Consider the following 16,500-nt stretch of genomic DNA (forward strand, 5'->3'; position numbering starts at 1 on the left):
GATGGCGAAGGAGCGATTTGAACGAACGAAGCCGCACGTGAATATTGGCACGATCGGCCATATCGATCATGGCAAGACCACGCTCACTGCTGCGATCACCAAGGTGCTTTCGCTGCAGGGCGGCGCCGACTTTTCCCCTTTCGATAGCATTGATAACGCTCCCGAAGAACGCGAGCGCGGTATCACGATCGCCATTGCTCACGTCGAGTACCAGACCGATAACCGGCATTACGCCCACGTCGACTGTCCCGGCCATGCCGACTACATCAAGAACATGATCACCGGCGCCGCCCAGATGGATGGCGCGATCCTCGTCGTCTCCGCTCCCGACGGCCCCATGCCCCAGACCCGCGAGCACGTCCTCTTGGCCCGCCAGGTCGAGGTCCCGGCGATGGTCGTCTATCTCAATAAGTGCGACATGCTCGACGATGAGGAACTCCTGGAACTCGTGGAGCTCGAGGTGCGGGAACTGCTCGATAAGTACGAATTCCCCGGCGACGATATCCCCATCATCCGCGGCAGCGCGCTGCAAGCTTTGGAAAGCGAGAGCGAGGATGCCAGCGATGAGGCGTATGCCTCCATCCTCGAACTCATGGCGGCCGTCGACGAGTACATCCCCACCCCTACCCGCGCTATCGACCAGCCCTTCTTGATGCCCATCGAAGACGTCTTCAACATCAAGGGCCGCGGTACCGTCGTCACCGGCCGCATCGAGCGCGGTCAGGTCAAAACCGGTGAGGAAATCGAAATCGTCGGCATCCAGCGCGATATCCAGACCTGCGTCGTCACCGGCGTCGAAATGTTCCGCAAGATCCTGGACTCCGGTGAGGCCGGCGACAACGTCGGCTGCCTCCTGCGCGGTATCGAAAAAGATAACGTCGAACGCGGCCAGGTCCTCGCCGCTCCCAAGTCCATTACCCCGCACACCCGCTTCGAGGCCGAGGTCTACGTCCTCGGTCGCGATGAGGGCGGCAGGCATACCCCCTTCTTCCCAGGCTATCGCCCCCAGTTCTACGTCCGTACCACCGACGTCACCGGCGCGATTGCCCTCCCCGAAGGCGTGGAAATGGTTATGCCAGGCGATAATATCACCATGACTATCCACCTCATCAACCCCGTCGCCCTCGAAGAAGGCGTCCGCTTCGCTATCCGCGAGGGCGGCCGTACCGTCGGCGCCGGCGTCGTTACCAACATCCTGGAGTAGCCATGGCGCAGCAAACCATCCGCATTCGACTCAAGGCTTTCGACCACAAGGTCCTCGATCAATCAGCGGGACAGATCGTGAGCGCGGCTCAGGGAACCGGCGCCAGAATTGCGGGGCCTATCCCTCTGCCAACCGAGATAAACAAGTTCACGGTCATCCGGTCCGCGTTCATTGACAAGGATTCACGCGAACAATTTGAAATACGCACGCATAAGCGTCTCATAGACGTGCTAGAGCCGAATGCAAAAACGATGGATGCCCTGCTGCGGTTAGAATTGCCGGCAGGTGTAGACATTGAAATGAAGTCAATGTAGAGGTTTGCTCGGTATGTCAATCGGTCTGATCGGTAAGAAAATTGGAATGACGCAAGTATTCGACAGCGAAGGCGCTGCGGTGCCGGTTACGGCGGTGCAAGCTGGCCCTTGTACGGTCGTGCAAGTCAAGACTGCTGCGGGAGCGGATGGCTACAGTGCCGTTCAGATCGGCTTTGGTGAGAGACTGAAGAAGATTTCACGCCCTGCCCGCGGCCACGTCGAAAAGCACCTGGGCGACGATGCGTCTGTCCCGCGCGATCTCCACGAGTTTCGGGTTGCAGACCCCAGCGCGTATGAAGCTGGGCAAACGCTCGATGTTGAACTGTTCGCCGAGGGTCAGACTGTGGACGTCTCCGGCGTTTCAAAGGGTAAAGGGTTCGCCGGCGTAATGCGCAGGCACAATTTCAGCGGGCAACAAAAGACGCACGGCCAGTCCGATCGTTGGCGCGCTCCAGGCGCCGTTGGGATGGGCACGACCCCGGGCCGGGTGTGGAAAGGCCAGAAGATGGCCGGGCGGATGGGGCAGGACCTCGTAACGGTACAGAACTTAGAGGTCATCAGAATTGTAGCGGATCAAGACATTTTGCTGATAAAGGGTGCGATTCCTGGTGGACCGGGTAGCCTCGTTACGGTTCGTCCGGCAGTGAAGTCTCCCGGAACCCCTCAAGCAAGCGAGTAAAACGCAGTGGACGTACAGATTCTCGATAATCAAGGTAAACCGGCCGGAGAGACGACACTCCCGGATGCAATCTTCGGGGTAGCGCCGCAGCAGGCCCTCGTGCATCAAGCGGTCGTCCGAGATGAGGCCGGGCAGCGGCTTGGCTCTGCTAGCACGAAGACCCGCAGCGAAGTGCGGGGAGGCGGCCGCAAGCCCTGGCGTCAAAAGCACACGGGCAGGGCTCGGCACGGCAGCCGGCGATCGCCGATCTGGCGCACAGGCGGCGTAACTTTTGGCCCGCACCCACGTGACTATCATCTTGCAATGCCGCGAAAGATGTGGCGCAAGGCAATGTTTTCTGCTCTGTCATCTAAAGCGCAACTCAACCGACTAATCGTAGTCGCTGAATTTCGGAATGAGAAGATAAGCACGAAAGACCAGGTTGCGTTCTTGGATGTGTTGCGCGTTGATTCCAGCGCTCTCTACGTGACGGAGGCGCCAACGGAAGAGCTCCTTCTCTCCATACGCAATGTGCCCGGCGTTGAAGTTGCAACGCCGAACACACTGAGCGTACGGGACGTGGTGGTATTTGACCACCTTATCTTCGATACCGATGCCGTCGCCGCGTGCGAAGTACTCTGGGGACAATCATGAAGACTGCTCAAGAGATTCTCATTAGGCCGCTCATTACCGAGAAGGGCACGTTGCTTGCGGACCAGAACAAATATCTCTTTGCCGTGGCACTCGATTCCACCAAGATCGACGTGCGCCGAGCGGTTGAACAGACATTTGACGTGACGGTGTTAGCCGTCAACGTCGTGAACGTTCCAGGTAAGGAGAAGCGGTTTGGCAGGCACCGTTACCGGACACCGCGTTGGCGTAAGGCGATTGTGACATTGCAGCAGGGTCAGACTATTGACCTCTTCAGCGGCGTCTAAGGGAGGATAGGCAATGCCAGTAAAATCATATAAGCCCACCTCCGCCGGCCGGCGCGGCATGACTGCGGTAGCAAACGATGACATCACCAAGACGAAACCGGAACGGCAACTTACGAAAGGCAAGAAGCAAAAGGCCGGACGCAATGTTTCCGGGAAGCTAACGGTTCGCCATCGCGGCGGCGGCCACAAGCGACGGTATAGAACAATCGACTTCAAACGTGATAAGATAGGGATTCCTGGCACTGTAAAGGCAATTGAATATGACCCGAATCGAAGCGCTCGAATTGCCTTGATCGCGTATCATGACGGAGAGAAGCGCTACATACTTGCCGCGGCCAGGATGAATGTCGGCGACACGATCGTAGCGGGGCCTGATGCGCCAATTCGTCCCGGTAACAGTCTGCCGCTGGGGAGCATTCCGGCAGGTACGGCAGTGTACAACGTGGAACTTCGAGCCGGTCGCGGGGGACAGCTTGCGCGCAGTGCCGGTTCGTCTGTACAGCTCATGACGAAAGAAAGCGATTTTGCCGTCATCAGAATGCCATCAGGAGAGATACGGCGCGTGCACTTGTCGTGCACGGCGACCGTCGGTCAGGCAAGCAATGTCGACCATATGAGTACCACTACCGGCAAGGCGGGACGGGCACGCTGGCGAGGTCGCCGTCCCACTGTTCGTGGTTCTGCCATGAACCCATCGGACCATCCTCACGGCGGCGGCGAGGGCAAAGCGCCCATCGGCATGCCGGGACCGAAGACTCCGTGGGGGAAACCTGCGCTTGGCCTGCGTACACGCAAGCGCAAGCCTTCGGACAAGTTTATTTTACGACGTCGAAGTTCACGCTAGAGGGAGTTTCGCAGTATGTCGCGGTCGCTAAAAAAAGGACCTTTTGTCGAGCCAAAACTGCTGAAACGGATTCAGACCATGAACGATAGCGGTCAAAAGCGCGTGCTGCGCACATGGTCGCGAGCGTCTACGATCTTTCCCGATATGGTCGGGCACACAATCGCCGTACATGACGGCAGACGGCACGTGCCGGTCTACATTACTGAGAACATGGTAGGACACAAATTGGGTGAATTTGCGCCGACCCGGCACTTTCGCGGCCATTCGCGCGAAGATCGGGCGACCCAAATTCGCTAGGAGCTGAGGACAGTACGGATGCAAGTACGAGCAACGGCAAAATATCTGCGCGTGTCGCCACGCAAAGCACGGCGCGTCGCCGCTACGGTGACTGGCAGGCCTGCTGGAGAAGCACTGGCGATCTTGCGTTTCTTGCCAAGTCCAACCGCGCGCACGCTCGCGAAGGTCGTGCGCTCCGCCGTCGCAAACGCGGAAAATACCCATAACTTGGATCCGTCTGGATTGACGGTTGCAAACGTACTCGTAGACAAGGGCCCGGCATTCAAGCGAATCGATCCAAAGTCACGAGGCCAATGGGGCCTCTTGAAGCGGCGCACAAGCCACGTAACCGTAATCGTGGAAAACGAGGAGAACGTGAGCAGTGGGGCGTAAAGTTCACCCAGTCGGATTCCGCTTGGGCTTCAACCGCACGTGGAGCAGCCGGTGGTATGCCGGTAAAGAGTATGCATCACTGGTCGAAGAGGATACCCGAATTCGCAAGATGGTCCTTGCGCAGTTCGACCAGCCACGTGCAGTCGCCACGAGCGGTAGGCGCTCGAGCATGGGAGCCGGTATTTCGCAGGTCGATATAGAGCGAGCCGGAACTACCATCAAGGTAGATATCCATACAGCGCGGCCAGGAATTGTCATTGGGCGCGGCGGGGCCGCTCAAGCGCAGTTACGCAAGGACCTGCGCGAGCTCACGGGCAAGAACGTTCGCACGAACATAATCGAAATAAGACAGCCGGAGACCAATGCATTCCTCGTAGCCCAGGCAGTAGCCGAACAGTTACAGCGGCGCGTTTCGCCCCGCCGAGCAATCAAAATGGCTGCCGATCGCGTGGTGCGATCCGGAGCAATCGGGGTAAAGCTAATGGTTGGCGGTCGCCTTGGCGGCGCTGAAATGTCACGGAGCGAAAAGGAAATTCGGGGAACGGTGCCGCTGCAGACGCTGCGAGCCAACATTGACTACGGCTTTACGCAAGCTGCAACAACCTACGGAATTCTGGGTGTGAAGGTGTGGATCTATACTGGGGACCTAACTCCAGAGGAATTCTATGCTCGGCAGGAAGCAGCCACACCGGAAGAGACCCCATCGCCGCCGCCCCGACGACGACGACGGCGCCCGCGGCGCGTTTCGGACCGCTCTTCGGACAGAGGCGGCGATCAGGGTAACCGACAGCGGCGCTCTCCAAATGACCGGAATGCCAGTGCTAATGGAGCGAGCGAGTAAAGCCAACCATGTTGATGCCTAAACGAACAAAACACCGAAAAATGCATCGCGGTCACCGCCGCGGCAAGGCATTTCGAGGATCCACGCTCGCTTTTGGCGATTTCGCTCTTCAGGCGCTTGAAGGAGGCTGGGTTGACAATCGTCAAATCGAAGCAGCGCGACGTGCGGTTACGCACCATATCCGCCGCGGCGGGCAAATGTGGATTCGCATATTCCCCGACAAGGGACTGAGCAAGAAGCCGGTTGAGGTACGAATGGGGGGCGGCAAAGGACCGCCGGAAGAGTGGGTAGCTATTGTAAAGCCCGGCCGCATTCTCTTTGAACTCACCGGAGTGCCGGAAGATGTAGCACAGGAAGCCATGTTGCGGGCCGCGCATAAGCTGTCCGTGAAGACGCGCTTCATATCACGGGAAACCCCAGAGATCATATAGTAGGAAACGAGAACGTTACGGATGACGAAACCAGCAGAATTGCGCGCACTGAGTGCGGAAGACCTGCAAGAGCGGCTGGAAGAGGCACAAGAAGAACTCTTCAGCTTGCGCTCGCAGCAGGCGACCGTGCAAATGGAAAACCCAGCTCGATTTGGCATCCTATTTAGCGAAATTGCGCGCATTAAGACTATCTTGCATGAGAAAGCGCTCGGCATCACCAGCTAATTGAGAGCAGAGATAAAGAAATGACAGAAGCGTCGAAATCAACCGGTCGCCGGAAACAACGCAAAGGGATCGTCGTCAGCGACAAGATGGACAAGTCCGTCGTCGTCGCAGTGATGCGCGTGCGCCGACATCCGTTGTATAAGAAGACCGTGCGCAGTACCAAGAAGTACCACGCGCACAGTCCTCAGAATGATGTCCACATTGGTGATCGCGTGCTCATCGAGGAAACACGACCTCTCTCTAAACGTAAGCACTGGCGGGTAGTAGAAGTGCTCGATAGAGGCGAGCAGGTGCCGTTGGCGGAGCCTGCAGACGTTCTCGCAGAGGCAGTGAAATGATCCGAACAACATCAAGGCTTCGAGTGGCCGACAACTCCGGCGCCCGCGAGATTATGTGTATCCGCGTCTTGGGCGGTTCGCGGCGCAAATATGGCGGCATTGGGAGTATTGTCGTGGCTTCCGTGAAGGAAGCAGTGCCCCTCAGCCAAGTGCGCGAAGGCGAAGTTGTGCGCGCGCTCATTGTGCGTACGGCAAAGGAGTATCGGCGTACCGATGGATCGAGCATTCGGTTTGACGACAATGCCGCCGTGCTCTTGGGCCCCCAAAACATGCCCCGGGGCACGCGTATCTTTGGGCCCGTCGCCAGAGAATTGCGAGAGATGGGCTTCATGCGCATCATCTCCCAAGCGCCGGAGGTCCTCTAGATCATGCAGCGAATTCACTCTGGCGATCAGGTGGAAGTTACCGCCGGCAAGGACCGCGGCAAGCGAGGCCGCGTGATGCGGGTAATCAATGCGGACCATGCCGTTGTGGTAGAGGGCGTCAATATCGTCAAACGCCACCAGCGGCCGATGCCGCCAATGCAACCGGGAGGCATCATCGAGATGCCGGCTCCATTGGCAGAATCGAATTTGATGGTTGTGTGCCCGCATTGCGACCAGGCAACGCGCGTTGGCTATCGCATCCTCGACGACGGCAGCAAGGGGCGCTTGTGTAAGCATTGCCAAGAGATCATTGGCCAAGAGTAAGGACTATCCATGTCGGAAAAAGCGCAGATGCAGCAGCTTTACGAAGGTGAAGTGCGACCGGCAATGGTCAAAGAGTTCGACTATGACTGCATTATGCAGGTGCCGAAGATTACTAAGGTAGTGATTAACATTGGGCTCGGTGAAGCCTTGCTGGATGCCCGCGCTTTGGATAGTGCCGTAGGGGATCTTACGACGATAGCCGGCCAAAAGCCCATTGTGACGCGGTCGAAGAAGAGCATTGCCAACTTTAAGCTGCGGGAAGACCAAGCAATTGGCGCGAAAGTTACCTTACGCCGTACCAGGATGTACCACTTTCTCGAGAAGCTCTTCAATATCGTCTTTCCGCGAATCCGCGACTTTCGAGGAGTGTCGCCCAACGCATTCGACGGCCGGGGCAACTACTCAGTTGGCCTCCGCGAACAGCTTGTGTTCCCGGAGATTGACTACGACAAAGTCGACCGTGTCCGCGGGTTGGAAATAACCATTGTCACATCAGCGCAGACCGACGAGGAATCTCGCTTCCTACTAGGGGCACTCGGCATGCCGCTAGCCCAGGAAGCCAGCCAATTAGCGAGCTAGGAGACGCAGTCCCGTGGCGAAGCAGTCCAAAATAGCCAAGTGGCGTAAACAGCGAATGTTGCTGGAACAAGGCCGTATGAAATATCCAGTGAAATTTCGGAACCGCTGCTATCAGTGCGGTCGTCCTCGAGCCTTCATGCGCAAGTTCGGGCTCTGCCGTATCTGCTTCCGGGGAGCAGCGCTACAGGGCTTGCTGCCTGGTGTCACGAAGTCAAGCTGGTAATACACAGGCGAGAGAAACCTTACCATGACCATGACCGATCCCATTGCCGACATGCTTACGCGGATCCGCAACGCCATACAGGCGCGGCATACCCACGTTACTATTCCGGCATCCAAGATGAAGTCTGCAATCCTTGCCATCCTTGAAAAAGAAGGGTATATAGGTCAGTTTGAGGTTGTGGACCAACAGCATCCACAGGCCATGCTCAAGGTGAGTCTCAAGTATACTGACGAACGTGCGCCCGTGTTGCTTGGGTTGCGGCGGGTAAGCAAGCCCGGTCTTCGCGTATACGCAAGTAAGGATGAAATCCCACGTGTGATGGGCGGCATCGGCACCGTAATTCTATCGACTTCCTCAGGCGTAATGACCGGGCGGGAGGCCTGGCAGCGCAAAATTGGCGGGGAAGTCCTCTGTTACGTCTGGTAAGGTAGGACTCAATGTCTCGTGTTGGCCAACAACCAATCCCTATCCCAAGCGGCGTAGACGTCAACGTGCGTGCGTCCGACGTCCACGTAAAGGGACCTAAAGGCGAATTGCAGCTAGAGGCTGCGCCATCGATCAACGTGAAGGTTGACAATGGCTCGGTTCTTGTCGAACGATCGACGGAAAGCCGCGAAGTGCGCGCGCTGCACGGCCTGGTTCGCGCGCTCATTGCGAATATGGTGCAAGGTGTCACGCAGGGTTATCGAAAGACGCTTGAGTTGCACGGCACCGGCTATCGCGCCCAACTTGCGGGCCGCAAGCTAGTAATGCAACTCGGCCATTCACACCCAGATGAGTACTCGCCGCCGCAAGGTATAAGCCTTGAGGTCGAAAACCCTACCACAATACACATTGAAGGCATTGACAAGAATCTGGTCGGGCAGGTTGCAGCGAATATCCGCGCTGCGCGGCCCGTGGAAGTCTACCTCGGTAAAGGCATTCGCTATCGCGGTGAGTACGTGCGCCGCAAAGCCGGTAAGGCCGGCAAGGTGGGCGCTGGCGAATAACGGCAGCCAAACTGGGGCGGCTGAGAGCATGCGGTACGTTTTGCAAGAACATTTGACTAGGAATTCGCTATGCGGTTGATGCGAGGAAGAAAATCACTGGGCGCGCGGGCGCGACGGCAGCGCAGGATTCGCGCCAAGATAAGCGGTGTGGCAAATCGCCCGCGTCTAAATGTCTTTCGCAGTAACCAGCACATCTATGCCCAGGTGATCGACGATACTTCCCATCACACGCTTGTGGCGGCTTCCACGCTTGATCCCGCGGTGCGCGAGGCGCTTGAAGCGAAACAGGCCAAACGAGCGCAGGCCGCTGAGGTCGGCCGTGTGGTGGCTGAACGAGCACGGGACCAAGGCATAGAAACGGTAGTCTTCGATCGTGGAGGATATCGTTACCATGGCCGGGTACGTGCCCTTGCGGAAGCGGCCCGAGAAGCAGGACTAAAGTTCTAATTGAGCGAGGCAAGGAATACTATGCCAGAGAGCGTTTCCATCGATGCAGCGTCGTTGAATCTTGAAGAACGTCTCGTGAACGTCAACCGGGTCGCAAAGGTTGTGCGTGGCGGACGTACCTTTAGCTTTAACGCCGTGGTCGTGGTTGGCGACGGCGCCGGGCACGTTGGAATCGGCATTGGCAAGGCACGTGAAGTAGCGGAAGCAATCCGCAAAGGTGGAGAGAAAGCACGCAAAGCGCTCGTCCGCGTGCCGCTTGCAGGTACCACCATCCCCCATGACATCACCGCGAAATTCGGTGCCTCACGAGTCATGCTCAAGCCTGCCGCGCCGGGTACCGGCGTGATTGCCGGCGGACCGGTGCGCGCTGTCGTTGAGTCGGCAGGCGTGCATGACATCCTTACCAAGTCGCTCGGTTCCAACAATGCAATCAATGTAGTGAAGGCAACGATGACGGCGCTTGAGCAACTGCAGAGTCCGGATCAGGCATACTCACGGCTTGGCAGGCTCAGGACCCCCCGACGGCGGCCGGCAGAAGAGGATACTATTTCCGCCCCCGCAGCCGTCGCCGTGGAACAAGCCGAAGAAGGGGACCAAGATAATGGCGGCTAAGCCGACTTCGTCGAAGACGCTGCTCGTCACGTTGCGTAAGAGCCCCATCGGGTTTTCGAAGGACCAGAAGCAGACGGTAGCGGCCCTGGGGCTAACAAAACGAGAACAAACGGTTGAGCATAACGAGACACCGGCCGTGCGCGGGATGATCAGGAAAGTCGCTCATCTCGTAGACGTCGAGGAAGCCTCGTAGATGTCGAGGAAGCCTCGTAGTCGTCGAGGAAACTGCGTAGAACTCTAATCGAATAGAACAGGACCAGACTCGCATGGAAAAACATGCGCTCCGCTCTCCAGCCGGCGCAAATCAACGGCGCAAGCGCGTCGCGCGCGGTCATGGCGGACGCGGACACAAAACCGCCGGGCGCGGCACTAAGGGTCAGAAGTCGCGTTCCCATGCCGGGATCCCCGCGTGGTTCGAAGGCGGCCAGACGCCGTTTGTCAGGCGCTTGCCCCATCGTCGCGGGTTCAGCAATGCGCGTTTCCGCGTCGTTTATCAACCAGTCAATGTCGGCGACCTCGCACGTGCCTTCGCGGCCGGAGCTACCATTTCTCCCGCAGATATGGTGGCGCAAGGCCTTGCCCGTTCCACGCAAGTCAAGGTACTTGGCGACGGCGAGATAACCCATCAACTTACCGTGCAGGCCCCCAAATTTTCCCAGGCTGCACGCGCTAAGATTGAGGCAGCTGGCGGCTCTGTAACGGAAGGGTAGCGCCGCATGGCTGTATCAACCCCTTCACAAAAATCTCCGTCCCTGATTCAAGCTGCCTACAACGCATTCAAGCTTCCCGATATTCGGCGCAAGCTGCTGTTTACGTTGGGCCTGCTCACCGTCTTTCGCTTCGCCGCGCACATCCCCGTGCCAGGTGTCGATCGACAGGCCCTAAGGGAACTTTTCCAGCAGCAACAGTTCCTTGGTCTGCTCGACATGTTTTCCGGAGGAGCCCTGGCGAACTTTTCCATCGTGGCAATGGGCGTGTACCCGTACATTACCGCGACCATCATCATGCAGCTCATGACTCCGGTTATTCCCCAACTCCAGGCTCTTTCGCGGGAAGGGGGTGAAAGCGGCCGCGCCCGCATGAATCAATACATGCGCATAGGAACCGTGCCGCTGGCCGTGCTTTCCGCATTCGGACAGGCGACGATTTTTACCCAAATGGGCGTCATCCGCGGCTTCAATCTCTTCAACGGCCCGACATTTCTCAGCAGCCTCGCCCTCATCATCAGCATGACCGCAGGAACCATGTTTCTCGTTTGGCTGGGCGAACTCATTACGGAGAATGGCATCGGTCAAGGCATTTCGCTCATTATCTTTGCCGGCATTGTTGCACGGTTACCCACCACCATTGGACAAGCCATATTCGGCCAGACCGGCGGCACTGCGACACTGAGTCTCTTCATCATTGGCGCCCTTGCCATCCTCATTGTGGTCGGCATCGTTGTCATGTATGAAGCGCAGCGGCGGATCCCCGTACACTATGCCAAGCGCATGCACGGGCGGCGCCAATATGGTGGGCAAACGACCCACATTCCGCTCAAGATCAATTCCGCAGGCATGATTCCTTTGATCTTTGCCATCTCCTTCCTGATCTTTCCCAGCACGGTGGCCAGCTACTTCCAGGCGGCAAACGCCGGCTGGGTACGAAGCGTTGCATCCTTTGTCATTCGGGCCTTTGATCCACAGGCTCCCCTCTACTGGACTCTCTACTTCATACTTGTCGTTGCCTTTACATTCTTCTACACCGCAATCATCTTTCAGCAACAGAATATCCCTGAGGTCCTGCAAAAGAACGGCGGATTCATTCCGGGCATACGGCCCGGCAGGCCGACGGCCCAATACCTCAATAGCGTCATCTTTCGGATAACTCTCGCCGGAGCCTTCTTTCTCGGCCTTATCGCGGTGTCACCGTTCCTCATTCAGGGCCTTACCGGCGTACAGGCGCTCATTCTGAGCAGTACCGGCATGCTCATCGTCGTGGGCGTCGTGCAAGATACCATGAAGAATCTCGAGGCCCAGTTGCTCATGCGTCAGTATGAAGGGTTCTTGCGCTAGTGCCGAAATTAACTTCGTCAAAAACGCAGACCACGTCGCAGGCGGAGACGACGTCGGAGATGCAGACTTCGTCACAGACCTCGAACCTCATTCTGCTGGGGCCACCGGGCGCGGGCAAAGGCACGCAAGCGCTGGCTCTTGCCAAGAATCTCGGCCTGCGGCACATCTCCACGGGTGAGCTCTTTCGGCAACACATGCAAAGGGAAACCGCCTTCGGTGTGCAGGCAAGAGTCTATTATGACAAGGGCGAATATGTCCCGGATCACCTCGTCATTGCGATGGTCAGTGAAGAGCTGGCAAACCTGAACTCTGCGAAAGGCATGGTGCTGGACGGCTTTCCCCGGACCGTAGCTCAAGCCGAAGCGCTTGATGCAACACTTGCGGAAATCGGCCGACAAATCGACGTGGCAATTGTTCTTGACAGCGATACGGACCAGATCGTAGAGAGGGCCCAAGGCCGACGCATTTGTCCGGAAGGCCACACCTATCACACGGTCAAGAACCCACCAAGCGTTGCCGACCGCTGCGATGTAGACGGTCTTTCTCTCCGTCAGCGCGTCGACGACCGCCCTGACACGGTGCGCCGGCGGATTGACATGTACCACACCCAGACCAAACCATTGCTTGCTTTCTATGCTGAGAGGCAACTCTTACGAAGCGTAGACGGCAGTGGGCCCATCAGGGACGTAACTGGGAAGATTGAGAGCGTAATAGACGATGTTGCGAGTATTGACAATAGCAGTACACAGATGGTTTAGTGGGTGCAGATGACGCGAGCGATACAGCTAAAGACCCCGCGGCAGTTGCGTTTCATGCGCCAAGCGGGTAAGATAGTAGCAGAAGTCCTTGCGCTCCTCGGCGAGCATACTGTGCCCGGCGCAACAACGGCAGAGTTGGACGCGCTGGCAGAAGCCGAGATAAAGAAGCGCGGGGCTGTGCCGTCTTTCAAGGGGTATCACGGTTTTCCTTGTACGATTTGTGCGTCGGTAAATGAGCAAGTAGTGCATGGTATCCCAAGCGGGTACTGTTTGAATGAAGGCGACATTCTAAGTATCGACGTAGGCGCCATCTACAAAGGATGGCACGGCGATGCAGCGGTCACGTACGCGGTCGGCCGAGCGAATGCACAGGCGGAACGCGTGATGAGCGCAACGAAAGAGGCACTGCAACGCGGCATTGCGGCAGCGGTGCCGGACAATCACCTTGGAGACATTGGGTTCGCCATTCAATCGTGGGTGGAGGCGCAAGGGCTTGCCGTAATTCGAGACTTTGTTGGACATGGCATCGGAAAAGTAATGCACGAGGCCCCGCAAGTGCCAAACTTTGGTGAGGCAGGTGCAGGGGTCAAATTACTGCCCGGCATGACCATTGCCATCGAGCCAATGGTGTCTGTCGGGGATTGGCGTGTTAAGGTGCTCGACGATGGGTGGACCGCAGTGACCGCGGATGGAAGTCTCTCCGCCCACTACGAGCATTCTATCGCCATTACAGATGACGGACCGGAAATACTTACGAGAGTTGCGTAGACGGAGAACGCGGTGCCAAAGAAGAAAGACACGATAGAAATCGAGGGCGTTGTGCAAGATGTCCTTCCCAACGCAGTGTTTCGTGTCGAACTGGACAACGGGCATGAAGTTACGGCACATCTTTCCGGTAAGCTAAGACTTAACTTTATTCGCGTAGGCGCGGGCGATCGCGTTACGGTGGAGTTGTCGCCGTACGATCTGACCCGTGGCAGGATTACTTGGCGAGGGAGGAGGTAGTTCGCATGAAGGTGCAGGCGTCCGTCAAGCGGCGCTGTGAGCAGTGCAAGGTGGTGCGACGGAAGAGAGTCGTCCGTATCATTTGCACGAATCCTCGCCATAAACAACGACAGGGATAACCGGAATACTGCAAATCGAAGTGGGCCGGGCATCGTTCACAGGAGGAGCAGCATGGCACGAATTGTGGGAGTAGACCTGCCGCGAGAGAAGCACATCTGGGTGGGGCTTACGTACATCTACGGCATCGGCCGTACGACGTCACACAGGATTCTGGATAAAGCCCAAGTGATGCCGGACACGAAGGTGCAGGATATCACGGAAGATGAGGTTAACCGCATTCGCGAGGTAATCACCGCAAACCACATTGTGGAAGGCGATCTCCGCCGCGAAGTGCAGCAGAATATCGGGCGGCTCATAGAAATCGGGTGTTACCGTGGCATGCGCCATCGTCGGGGCCTGCCAGCGCACGGTCAACGCACGCGGACAAATGCCCGAACACGCAAGGGTCGGCCCAAGACTGTCGCCGGCCGCAAGCGGGCAATTATGAAGAAGTAGCTTACGTAGGGGTATAGGTAATGCCGGAAACACGCTCACGTCCACGCAGGCGCGAAAGACGCACCGTAGCACGCGGTAAGGCGTTTGTTCAGTCCACGTTCAACAATACGCTCATTACAATCACCGATATGAACGGGAACACCCTGTGCTGGGCAAGCTCAGGATCGGCCGGCTTCAAGGGATCCCGCAAGGGCACGCCGTATGCCGCCCAGGTTGCAGCGGAAACAGTAGCCCGCAAGGCAGCCGACTTTGGCATGGGGCAGGTGGAAGTCTCCCTCAAGGGCCCGGGATCCGGGCGGGAGTCTGCGGTCCGATCGCTGCAAGCGGGTGGGTTGCAGGTGATGAGCATTACCGACGTAACACCCGTTCCGCACAACGGCCCACGCCCGCCCCGGCGTAGGCGCGTGTAGTTAGTACAGGAGTTCTGAGGAGAGGATATGGCACGTTATGTTGGCCCCGTGTGTCGGCTGTGCCGCCGGGAAGGGCAAAAGCTATTCCTAAAAGGCGACAAGTGCTTCACACCGAAGTGCCCAATTGAAAAGCGGAGGAATCCCCCGGGAATGCACGGAGGAATGCGCCGCAGGCTGTCTGACTACGGCTTGCGCTTGCGGGAGAAGCAAAAGGCACGGCGCATGTATGGCATATTCGAGCGCCAGTTTCGCAAGTATTTTGAGCTTGCCACGTCACGCCCGGGTGTAACGGGGTCTACTCTCCTTCAGTTGCTCGAGAGTCGGCTGGACAATGTCGTGTATCGACTTGGCTTCGCTTCGTCTCGCGCTGCGGCACGGCAGATTGTGTGCCACGGTCACTTTGCGCTCAACGGCCGCAAGTGCGATATACCCTCGGCGCTCATTGGAGAAGGTGACGTGGTCGGCGTCAGTACAGGTAGCCGCAATAATGAATACTTCAAGATTGCCGCGGAACGCCTGGATTCGGTAGCAGTGCCGAATTGGCTCTCCCTTGACCGCGAGAAACTAGAGGGCAAAGTGCTTTCCTTGCCGACACGCCAAGAGATCGATGCTGACCTTAACGAACAATTGATCGTTGAGTACTACTCACGGCGATAGGTTGGCCGCACCATTCAAGTGCGCCGGCACTTTGGGCCGCACAACGCAAAGTTACGAGCATATCTGTGTATTGGGAGGTAATTCCCATTGGAACTGCAGGAAGTTCAACCCGAAGTCAGAGTTATTGAAAGTGAAGAGAATTACGGCCATTTTCGCATTGAGCCGCTAAAACGTGGGTATGGCCACACGTTGGGCAATGCTATGCGACGGGTGCTCCTTTCATCGCTTCCCGGCGCTGCAATCTCGTCCATCCGGATTACGGGAGTTCTTCACGAATTCGCTGACATTCCCGATGTGACTGAAGATGTCACGCAAATCATTTTGAACATCAAGCGCATCCGGTTGACATCCTCGGCCGATGTTCCTATTGATCTCTACCTATCCGTCAACCGCGAAGGCATTGTGACAGCATCTGATATCCAGTGTCCGCCTGAGGTCAATATTGTTAATCCTGATCAGTTGATTGCGACATTGGATTCCGATAGCGCCGAATTAGAAATGAGCTTGACGGTAGAACAGGGGATCGGCTTTACGCTTTCCAATACACAGGAAGATACACCGATCGGTGTCGTGCCCGTAGATGCGATCTTCACGCCAATACGGCGGGTAGAATACCGCGTAGAGCACGCCCGCGTCGGTCAGGTGACTGACTTGGACGCACTCATCCTCCGCGTATGGACTGATGGCACGCTCACCCCGGAAACGGCGCTGGGTCAGTGCGGACAGATACTGTGCGACTACTTTTCGCTCATCCGCGACTTCCATCCCCTCGCGCAACGCATAGAAGTTGGCATCGCGCGCCCGGATCCAATTTCTTCGACGCCGCTTGAATCCTTGCAACTGCAAAATCGCGCCTACAACGCCCTGCGGCGCGGCGGCATCAGTACCGTTGAACAGCTGCTCGCCATGGATGAAGATAACCTTTTGAAAATTCAGGGGCTGGGCGCAAAGACGCTGTCCGAGGTCAAAGAAAGACTGGCACAGAGCGACCTCTTCCTAACGGAGTCAAACGGTACAGGCAGTGCCGAGGAAGTAGAGGAGGTGCCCGTGTGAGAAAGAG

General features: G+C 57.3%; 30 protein-coding genes and 1 pseudogene. All 31 read left to right on the forward strand.

Annotated features, from left to right (window positions below):
- The first annotated feature begins 1 nt into the window (after position 1).
- The 31 genes and pseudogenes from tuf (at position 2) to OXE05_12845 (ending at position 16,493) form a co-directional block, all read left to right on the forward strand.
- Positions 2-1,204 (forward strand): elongation factor Tu, encoded by a 1,203-nt coding sequence (gene tuf, locus OXE05_12695; protein MCY4438179.1) that lies wholly within the window; start codon positions 2-4, stop codon positions 1,202-1,204.
- A gap of 2 nt (positions 1,205-1,206) precedes the next feature.
- Positions 1,207-1,518, forward strand: a complete 312-nt coding sequence (gene rpsJ, locus OXE05_12700) for a 30S ribosomal protein S10 (GenBank protein MCY4438180.1) — start codon at positions 1,207-1,209, stop codon at positions 1,516-1,518.
- 13 nt (positions 1,519-1,531) lie between these two features.
- Positions 1,532-2,197: a 50S ribosomal protein L3 gene (gene rplC, locus OXE05_12705; GenBank protein MCY4438181.1), complete on the forward strand. Its 666-nt coding sequence runs from the start codon at positions 1,532-1,534 to the stop codon at positions 2,195-2,197.
- Positions 2,198-2,203: 6 nt separating this feature from the next.
- Complete coding sequence (rplD, locus tag OXE05_12710; protein ID MCY4438182.1) at positions 2,204-2,830, forward strand: 50S ribosomal protein L4; 627 nt, start codon at positions 2,204-2,206, stop codon at positions 2,828-2,830.
- Positions 2,827-3,114: a 50S ribosomal protein L23 gene (gene rplW / locus OXE05_12715; protein ID MCY4438183.1), complete on the forward strand. Its 288-nt coding sequence runs from the start codon at positions 2,827-2,829 to the stop codon at positions 3,112-3,114. The genes rplD and rplW overlap by 4 nt, the downstream gene beginning before the upstream one ends.
- A 13-nt stretch (positions 3,115-3,127) precedes the next feature.
- On the forward strand, positions 3,128-3,958 hold the full coding sequence (gene rplB / locus OXE05_12720; GenBank protein MCY4438184.1) for a 50S ribosomal protein L2: 831 nt from the start codon (positions 3,128-3,130) through the stop codon (positions 3,956-3,958).
- A 15-nt stretch (positions 3,959-3,973) separates the two neighbouring features.
- Positions 3,974-4,255, forward strand: a complete 282-nt coding sequence (gene rpsS, locus OXE05_12725) for a 30S ribosomal protein S19 (protein ID MCY4438185.1) — start codon at positions 3,974-3,976, stop codon at positions 4,253-4,255.
- A gap of 18 nt (positions 4,256-4,273) precedes the next feature.
- The gene (gene rplV / locus OXE05_12730; GenBank protein MCY4438186.1) at positions 4,274-4,627 is read left to right on the forward strand and encodes a 50S ribosomal protein L22; all 354 of its coding nucleotides are present in this window, start codon (positions 4,274-4,276) and stop codon (positions 4,625-4,627) included.
- The gene (gene rpsC, locus OXE05_12735; GenBank protein MCY4438187.1) at positions 4,617-5,468 is read left to right on the forward strand and encodes a 30S ribosomal protein S3; all 852 of its coding nucleotides are present in this window, start codon (positions 4,617-4,619) and stop codon (positions 5,466-5,468) included. The genes rplV and rpsC overlap by 11 nt, the downstream gene beginning before the upstream one ends.
- Positions 5,469-5,476: 8 nt before the next feature.
- Positions 5,477-5,899 (forward strand): 50S ribosomal protein L16, encoded by a 423-nt coding sequence (gene rplP, locus OXE05_12740; GenBank protein ID MCY4438188.1) that lies wholly within the window; start codon positions 5,477-5,479, stop codon positions 5,897-5,899.
- Positions 5,900-5,920: 21 nt separating this feature from the next.
- Entirely contained in the window at positions 5,921-6,124 is a 204-nt protein-coding gene (rpmC, locus tag OXE05_12745; protein ID MCY4438189.1) for a 50S ribosomal protein L29, read from the forward strand.
- Between the two features lie 20 nt (positions 6,125-6,144).
- Positions 6,145-6,462 carry a 30S ribosomal protein S17 gene (gene rpsQ, locus OXE05_12750; GenBank protein ID MCY4438190.1) on the forward strand — a complete coding sequence of 106 codons (318 nt, stop codon included), beginning with the start codon at positions 6,145-6,147 and terminating at the stop codon, positions 6,460-6,462.
- Positions 6,459-6,827, forward strand: a complete 369-nt coding sequence (gene rplN, locus OXE05_12755) for a 50S ribosomal protein L14 (GenBank protein ID MCY4438191.1) — start codon at positions 6,459-6,461, stop codon at positions 6,825-6,827. The genes rpsQ and rplN overlap by 4 nt, the downstream gene beginning before the upstream one ends.
- Before the next feature lie 3 nt (positions 6,828-6,830).
- Positions 6,831-7,151 carry a 50S ribosomal protein L24 gene (gene rplX, locus OXE05_12760; protein MCY4438192.1) on the forward strand — a complete coding sequence of 107 codons (321 nt, stop codon included), beginning with the start codon at positions 6,831-6,833 and terminating at the stop codon, positions 7,149-7,151.
- A 9-nt stretch (positions 7,152-7,160) separates the two neighbouring features.
- Positions 7,161-7,730, forward strand: coding sequence for a 50S ribosomal protein L5 (gene rplE, locus OXE05_12765; GenBank protein MCY4438193.1), 570 nt, complete (start codon positions 7,161-7,163; stop codon positions 7,728-7,730).
- A gap of 13 nt (positions 7,731-7,743) precedes the next feature.
- On the forward strand, positions 7,744-7,953 hold the full coding sequence (locus tag OXE05_12770; GenBank protein ID MCY4438194.1) for a type Z 30S ribosomal protein S14: 210 nt from the start codon (positions 7,744-7,746) through the stop codon (positions 7,951-7,953).
- Positions 7,954-7,977: 24 nt separating this feature from the next.
- Complete coding sequence (gene rpsH, locus OXE05_12775) at positions 7,978-8,379, forward strand: 30S ribosomal protein S8 (GenBank protein ID MCY4438195.1); 402 nt, start codon at positions 7,978-7,980, stop codon at positions 8,377-8,379.
- Between the two features lie 11 nt (positions 8,380-8,390).
- Positions 8,391-8,942: a 50S ribosomal protein L6 gene (rplF, locus tag OXE05_12780; protein MCY4438196.1), complete on the forward strand. Its 552-nt coding sequence runs from the start codon at positions 8,391-8,393 to the stop codon at positions 8,940-8,942.
- A 78-nt stretch (positions 8,943-9,020) separates the two neighbouring features.
- Positions 9,021-9,389, forward strand: a complete 369-nt coding sequence (gene rplR, locus OXE05_12785; protein MCY4438197.1) for a 50S ribosomal protein L18 — start codon at positions 9,021-9,023, stop codon at positions 9,387-9,389.
- 21 nt (positions 9,390-9,410) lie between these two features.
- Positions 9,411-9,875, forward strand: a pseudogene (gene rpsE / locus OXE05_12790) (30S ribosomal protein S5).
- Positions 9,876-9,990: 115 nt separating this feature from the next.
- On the forward strand, positions 9,991-10,194 hold the full coding sequence (gene rpmD, locus OXE05_12795) for a 50S ribosomal protein L30 (GenBank protein ID MCY4438198.1): 204 nt from the start codon (positions 9,991-9,993) through the stop codon (positions 10,192-10,194).
- A 73-nt stretch (positions 10,195-10,267) separates the two neighbouring features.
- Positions 10,268-10,711: a 50S ribosomal protein L15 gene (rplO, locus tag OXE05_12800; protein ID MCY4438199.1), complete on the forward strand. Its 444-nt coding sequence runs from the start codon at positions 10,268-10,270 to the stop codon at positions 10,709-10,711.
- Between the two features lie 6 nt (positions 10,712-10,717).
- On the forward strand, positions 10,718-12,055 hold the full coding sequence (gene secY / locus OXE05_12805; GenBank protein MCY4438200.1) for a preprotein translocase subunit SecY: 1,338 nt from the start codon (positions 10,718-10,720) through the stop codon (positions 12,053-12,055).
- Complete coding sequence (locus tag OXE05_12810) at positions 12,055-12,813, forward strand: adenylate kinase (protein ID MCY4438201.1); 759 nt, start codon at positions 12,055-12,057, stop codon at positions 12,811-12,813. Before secY ends, OXE05_12810 begins: the two co-directional genes overlap by 1 nt.
- 9 nt (positions 12,814-12,822) lie before the next feature.
- Positions 12,823-13,581 carry a type I methionyl aminopeptidase gene (gene map, locus OXE05_12815; GenBank protein MCY4438202.1) on the forward strand — a complete coding sequence of 253 codons (759 nt, stop codon included), beginning with the start codon at positions 12,823-12,825 and terminating at the stop codon, positions 13,579-13,581.
- A 12-nt stretch (positions 13,582-13,593) separates the two neighbouring features.
- Positions 13,594-13,818: a translation initiation factor IF-1 gene (infA, locus tag OXE05_12820; protein MCY4438203.1), complete on the forward strand. Its 225-nt coding sequence runs from the start codon at positions 13,594-13,596 to the stop codon at positions 13,816-13,818.
- A 5-nt stretch (positions 13,819-13,823) separates the two neighbouring features.
- On the forward strand, positions 13,824-13,937 hold the full coding sequence (rpmJ, locus tag OXE05_12825) for a 50S ribosomal protein L36 (GenBank protein MCY4438204.1): 114 nt from the start codon (positions 13,824-13,826) through the stop codon (positions 13,935-13,937).
- Positions 13,938-13,989: 52 nt separating this feature from the next.
- A complete protein-coding gene (gene rpsM / locus OXE05_12830) occupies positions 13,990-14,373 on the forward strand; it encodes a 30S ribosomal protein S13 (GenBank protein ID MCY4438205.1) in 384 nt (127 codons plus the stop codon).
- Between the two features lie 20 nt (positions 14,374-14,393).
- The gene (gene rpsK / locus OXE05_12835) at positions 14,394-14,783 is read left to right on the forward strand and encodes a 30S ribosomal protein S11 (protein ID MCY4438206.1); all 390 of its coding nucleotides are present in this window, start codon (positions 14,394-14,396) and stop codon (positions 14,781-14,783) included.
- Between the two features lie 27 nt (positions 14,784-14,810).
- The gene (gene rpsD / locus OXE05_12840) at positions 14,811-15,440 is read left to right on the forward strand and encodes a 30S ribosomal protein S4 (GenBank protein MCY4438207.1); all 630 of its coding nucleotides are present in this window, start codon (positions 14,811-14,813) and stop codon (positions 15,438-15,440) included.
- A gap of 87 nt (positions 15,441-15,527) precedes the next feature.
- A complete protein-coding gene (locus OXE05_12845; protein ID MCY4438208.1) occupies positions 15,528-16,493 on the forward strand; it encodes a DNA-directed RNA polymerase subunit alpha in 966 nt (321 codons plus the stop codon).
- Positions 16,494-16,500 lie beyond the last annotated feature (7 nt).

This window comes from Chloroflexota bacterium (assembly GCA_026710945.1).
Classification (GTDB): Bacteria; Chloroflexota; UBA11872; order VXOZ01; family VXOZ01; genus VXOZ01.

Coding starts and splice junctions, on each gene's coding strand:
- rplP (MCY4438188.1), top strand. CDS start 5,477: ATGTTGATGCCTAAACGAACAAAACACCGAAAAATGCATCGCGGTCAC.
- rplB (MCY4438184.1), top strand. CDS start 3,128: ATGCCAGTAAAATCATATAAGCCCACCTCCGCCGGCCGGCGCGGCATG.
- rpsD (MCY4438207.1), top strand. CDS start 14,811: ATGGCACGTTATGTTGGCCCCGTGTGTCGGCTGTGCCGCCGGGAAGGG.
- rplV (MCY4438186.1), top strand. CDS start 4,274: ATGCAAGTACGAGCAACGGCAAAATATCTGCGCGTGTCGCCACGCAAA.
- rplR (MCY4438197.1), top strand. CDS start 9,021: ATGCGAGGAAGAAAATCACTGGGCGCGCGGGCGCGACGGCAGCGCAGG.
- rpsH (MCY4438195.1), top strand. CDS start 7,978: ATGACCATGACCGATCCCATTGCCGACATGCTTACGCGGATCCGCAAC.
- rpmJ (MCY4438204.1), top strand. CDS start 13,824: ATGAAGGTGCAGGCGTCCGTCAAGCGGCGCTGTGAGCAGTGCAAGGTG.
- rpsS (MCY4438185.1), top strand. CDS start 3,974: ATGTCGCGGTCGCTAAAAAAAGGACCTTTTGTCGAGCCAAAACTGCTG.
- rpsJ (MCY4438180.1), top strand. CDS start 1,207: ATGGCGCAGCAAACCATCCGCATTCGACTCAAGGCTTTCGACCACAAG.
- secY (MCY4438200.1), top strand. CDS start 10,718: ATGGCTGTATCAACCCCTTCACAAAAATCTCCGTCCCTGATTCAAGCT.
- tuf (MCY4438179.1), top strand. CDS start 2: ATGGCGAAGGAGCGATTTGAACGAACGAAGCCGCACGTGAATATTGGC.
- rplC (MCY4438181.1), top strand. CDS start 1,532: ATGTCAATCGGTCTGATCGGTAAGAAAATTGGAATGACGCAAGTATTC.
- rplO (MCY4438199.1), top strand. CDS start 10,268: ATGGAAAAACATGCGCTCCGCTCTCCAGCCGGCGCAAATCAACGGCGC.
- rplE (MCY4438193.1), top strand. CDS start 7,161: ATGTCGGAAAAAGCGCAGATGCAGCAGCTTTACGAAGGTGAAGTGCGA.
- rplF (MCY4438196.1), top strand. CDS start 8,391: ATGTCTCGTGTTGGCCAACAACCAATCCCTATCCCAAGCGGCGTAGAC.
- map (MCY4438202.1), top strand. CDS start 12,823: ATGACGCGAGCGATACAGCTAAAGACCCCGCGGCAGTTGCGTTTCATG.
- rpsK (MCY4438206.1), top strand. CDS start 14,394: ATGCCGGAAACACGCTCACGTCCACGCAGGCGCGAAAGACGCACCGTA.
- rplX (MCY4438192.1), top strand. CDS start 6,831: ATGCAGCGAATTCACTCTGGCGATCAGGTGGAAGTTACCGCCGGCAAG.
- rpsQ (MCY4438190.1), top strand. CDS start 6,145: ATGACAGAAGCGTCGAAATCAACCGGTCGCCGGAAACAACGCAAAGGG.
- rpmC (MCY4438189.1), top strand. CDS start 5,921: ATGACGAAACCAGCAGAATTGCGCGCACTGAGTGCGGAAGACCTGCAA.
- rpmD (MCY4438198.1), top strand. CDS start 9,991: ATGGCGGCTAAGCCGACTTCGTCGAAGACGCTGCTCGTCACGTTGCGT.
- rpsM (MCY4438205.1), top strand. CDS start 13,990: ATGGCACGAATTGTGGGAGTAGACCTGCCGCGAGAGAAGCACATCTGG.
- rplN (MCY4438191.1), top strand. CDS start 6,459: ATGATCCGAACAACATCAAGGCTTCGAGTGGCCGACAACTCCGGCGCC.
- rplW (MCY4438183.1), top strand. CDS start 2,827: ATGAAGACTGCTCAAGAGATTCTCATTAGGCCGCTCATTACCGAGAAG.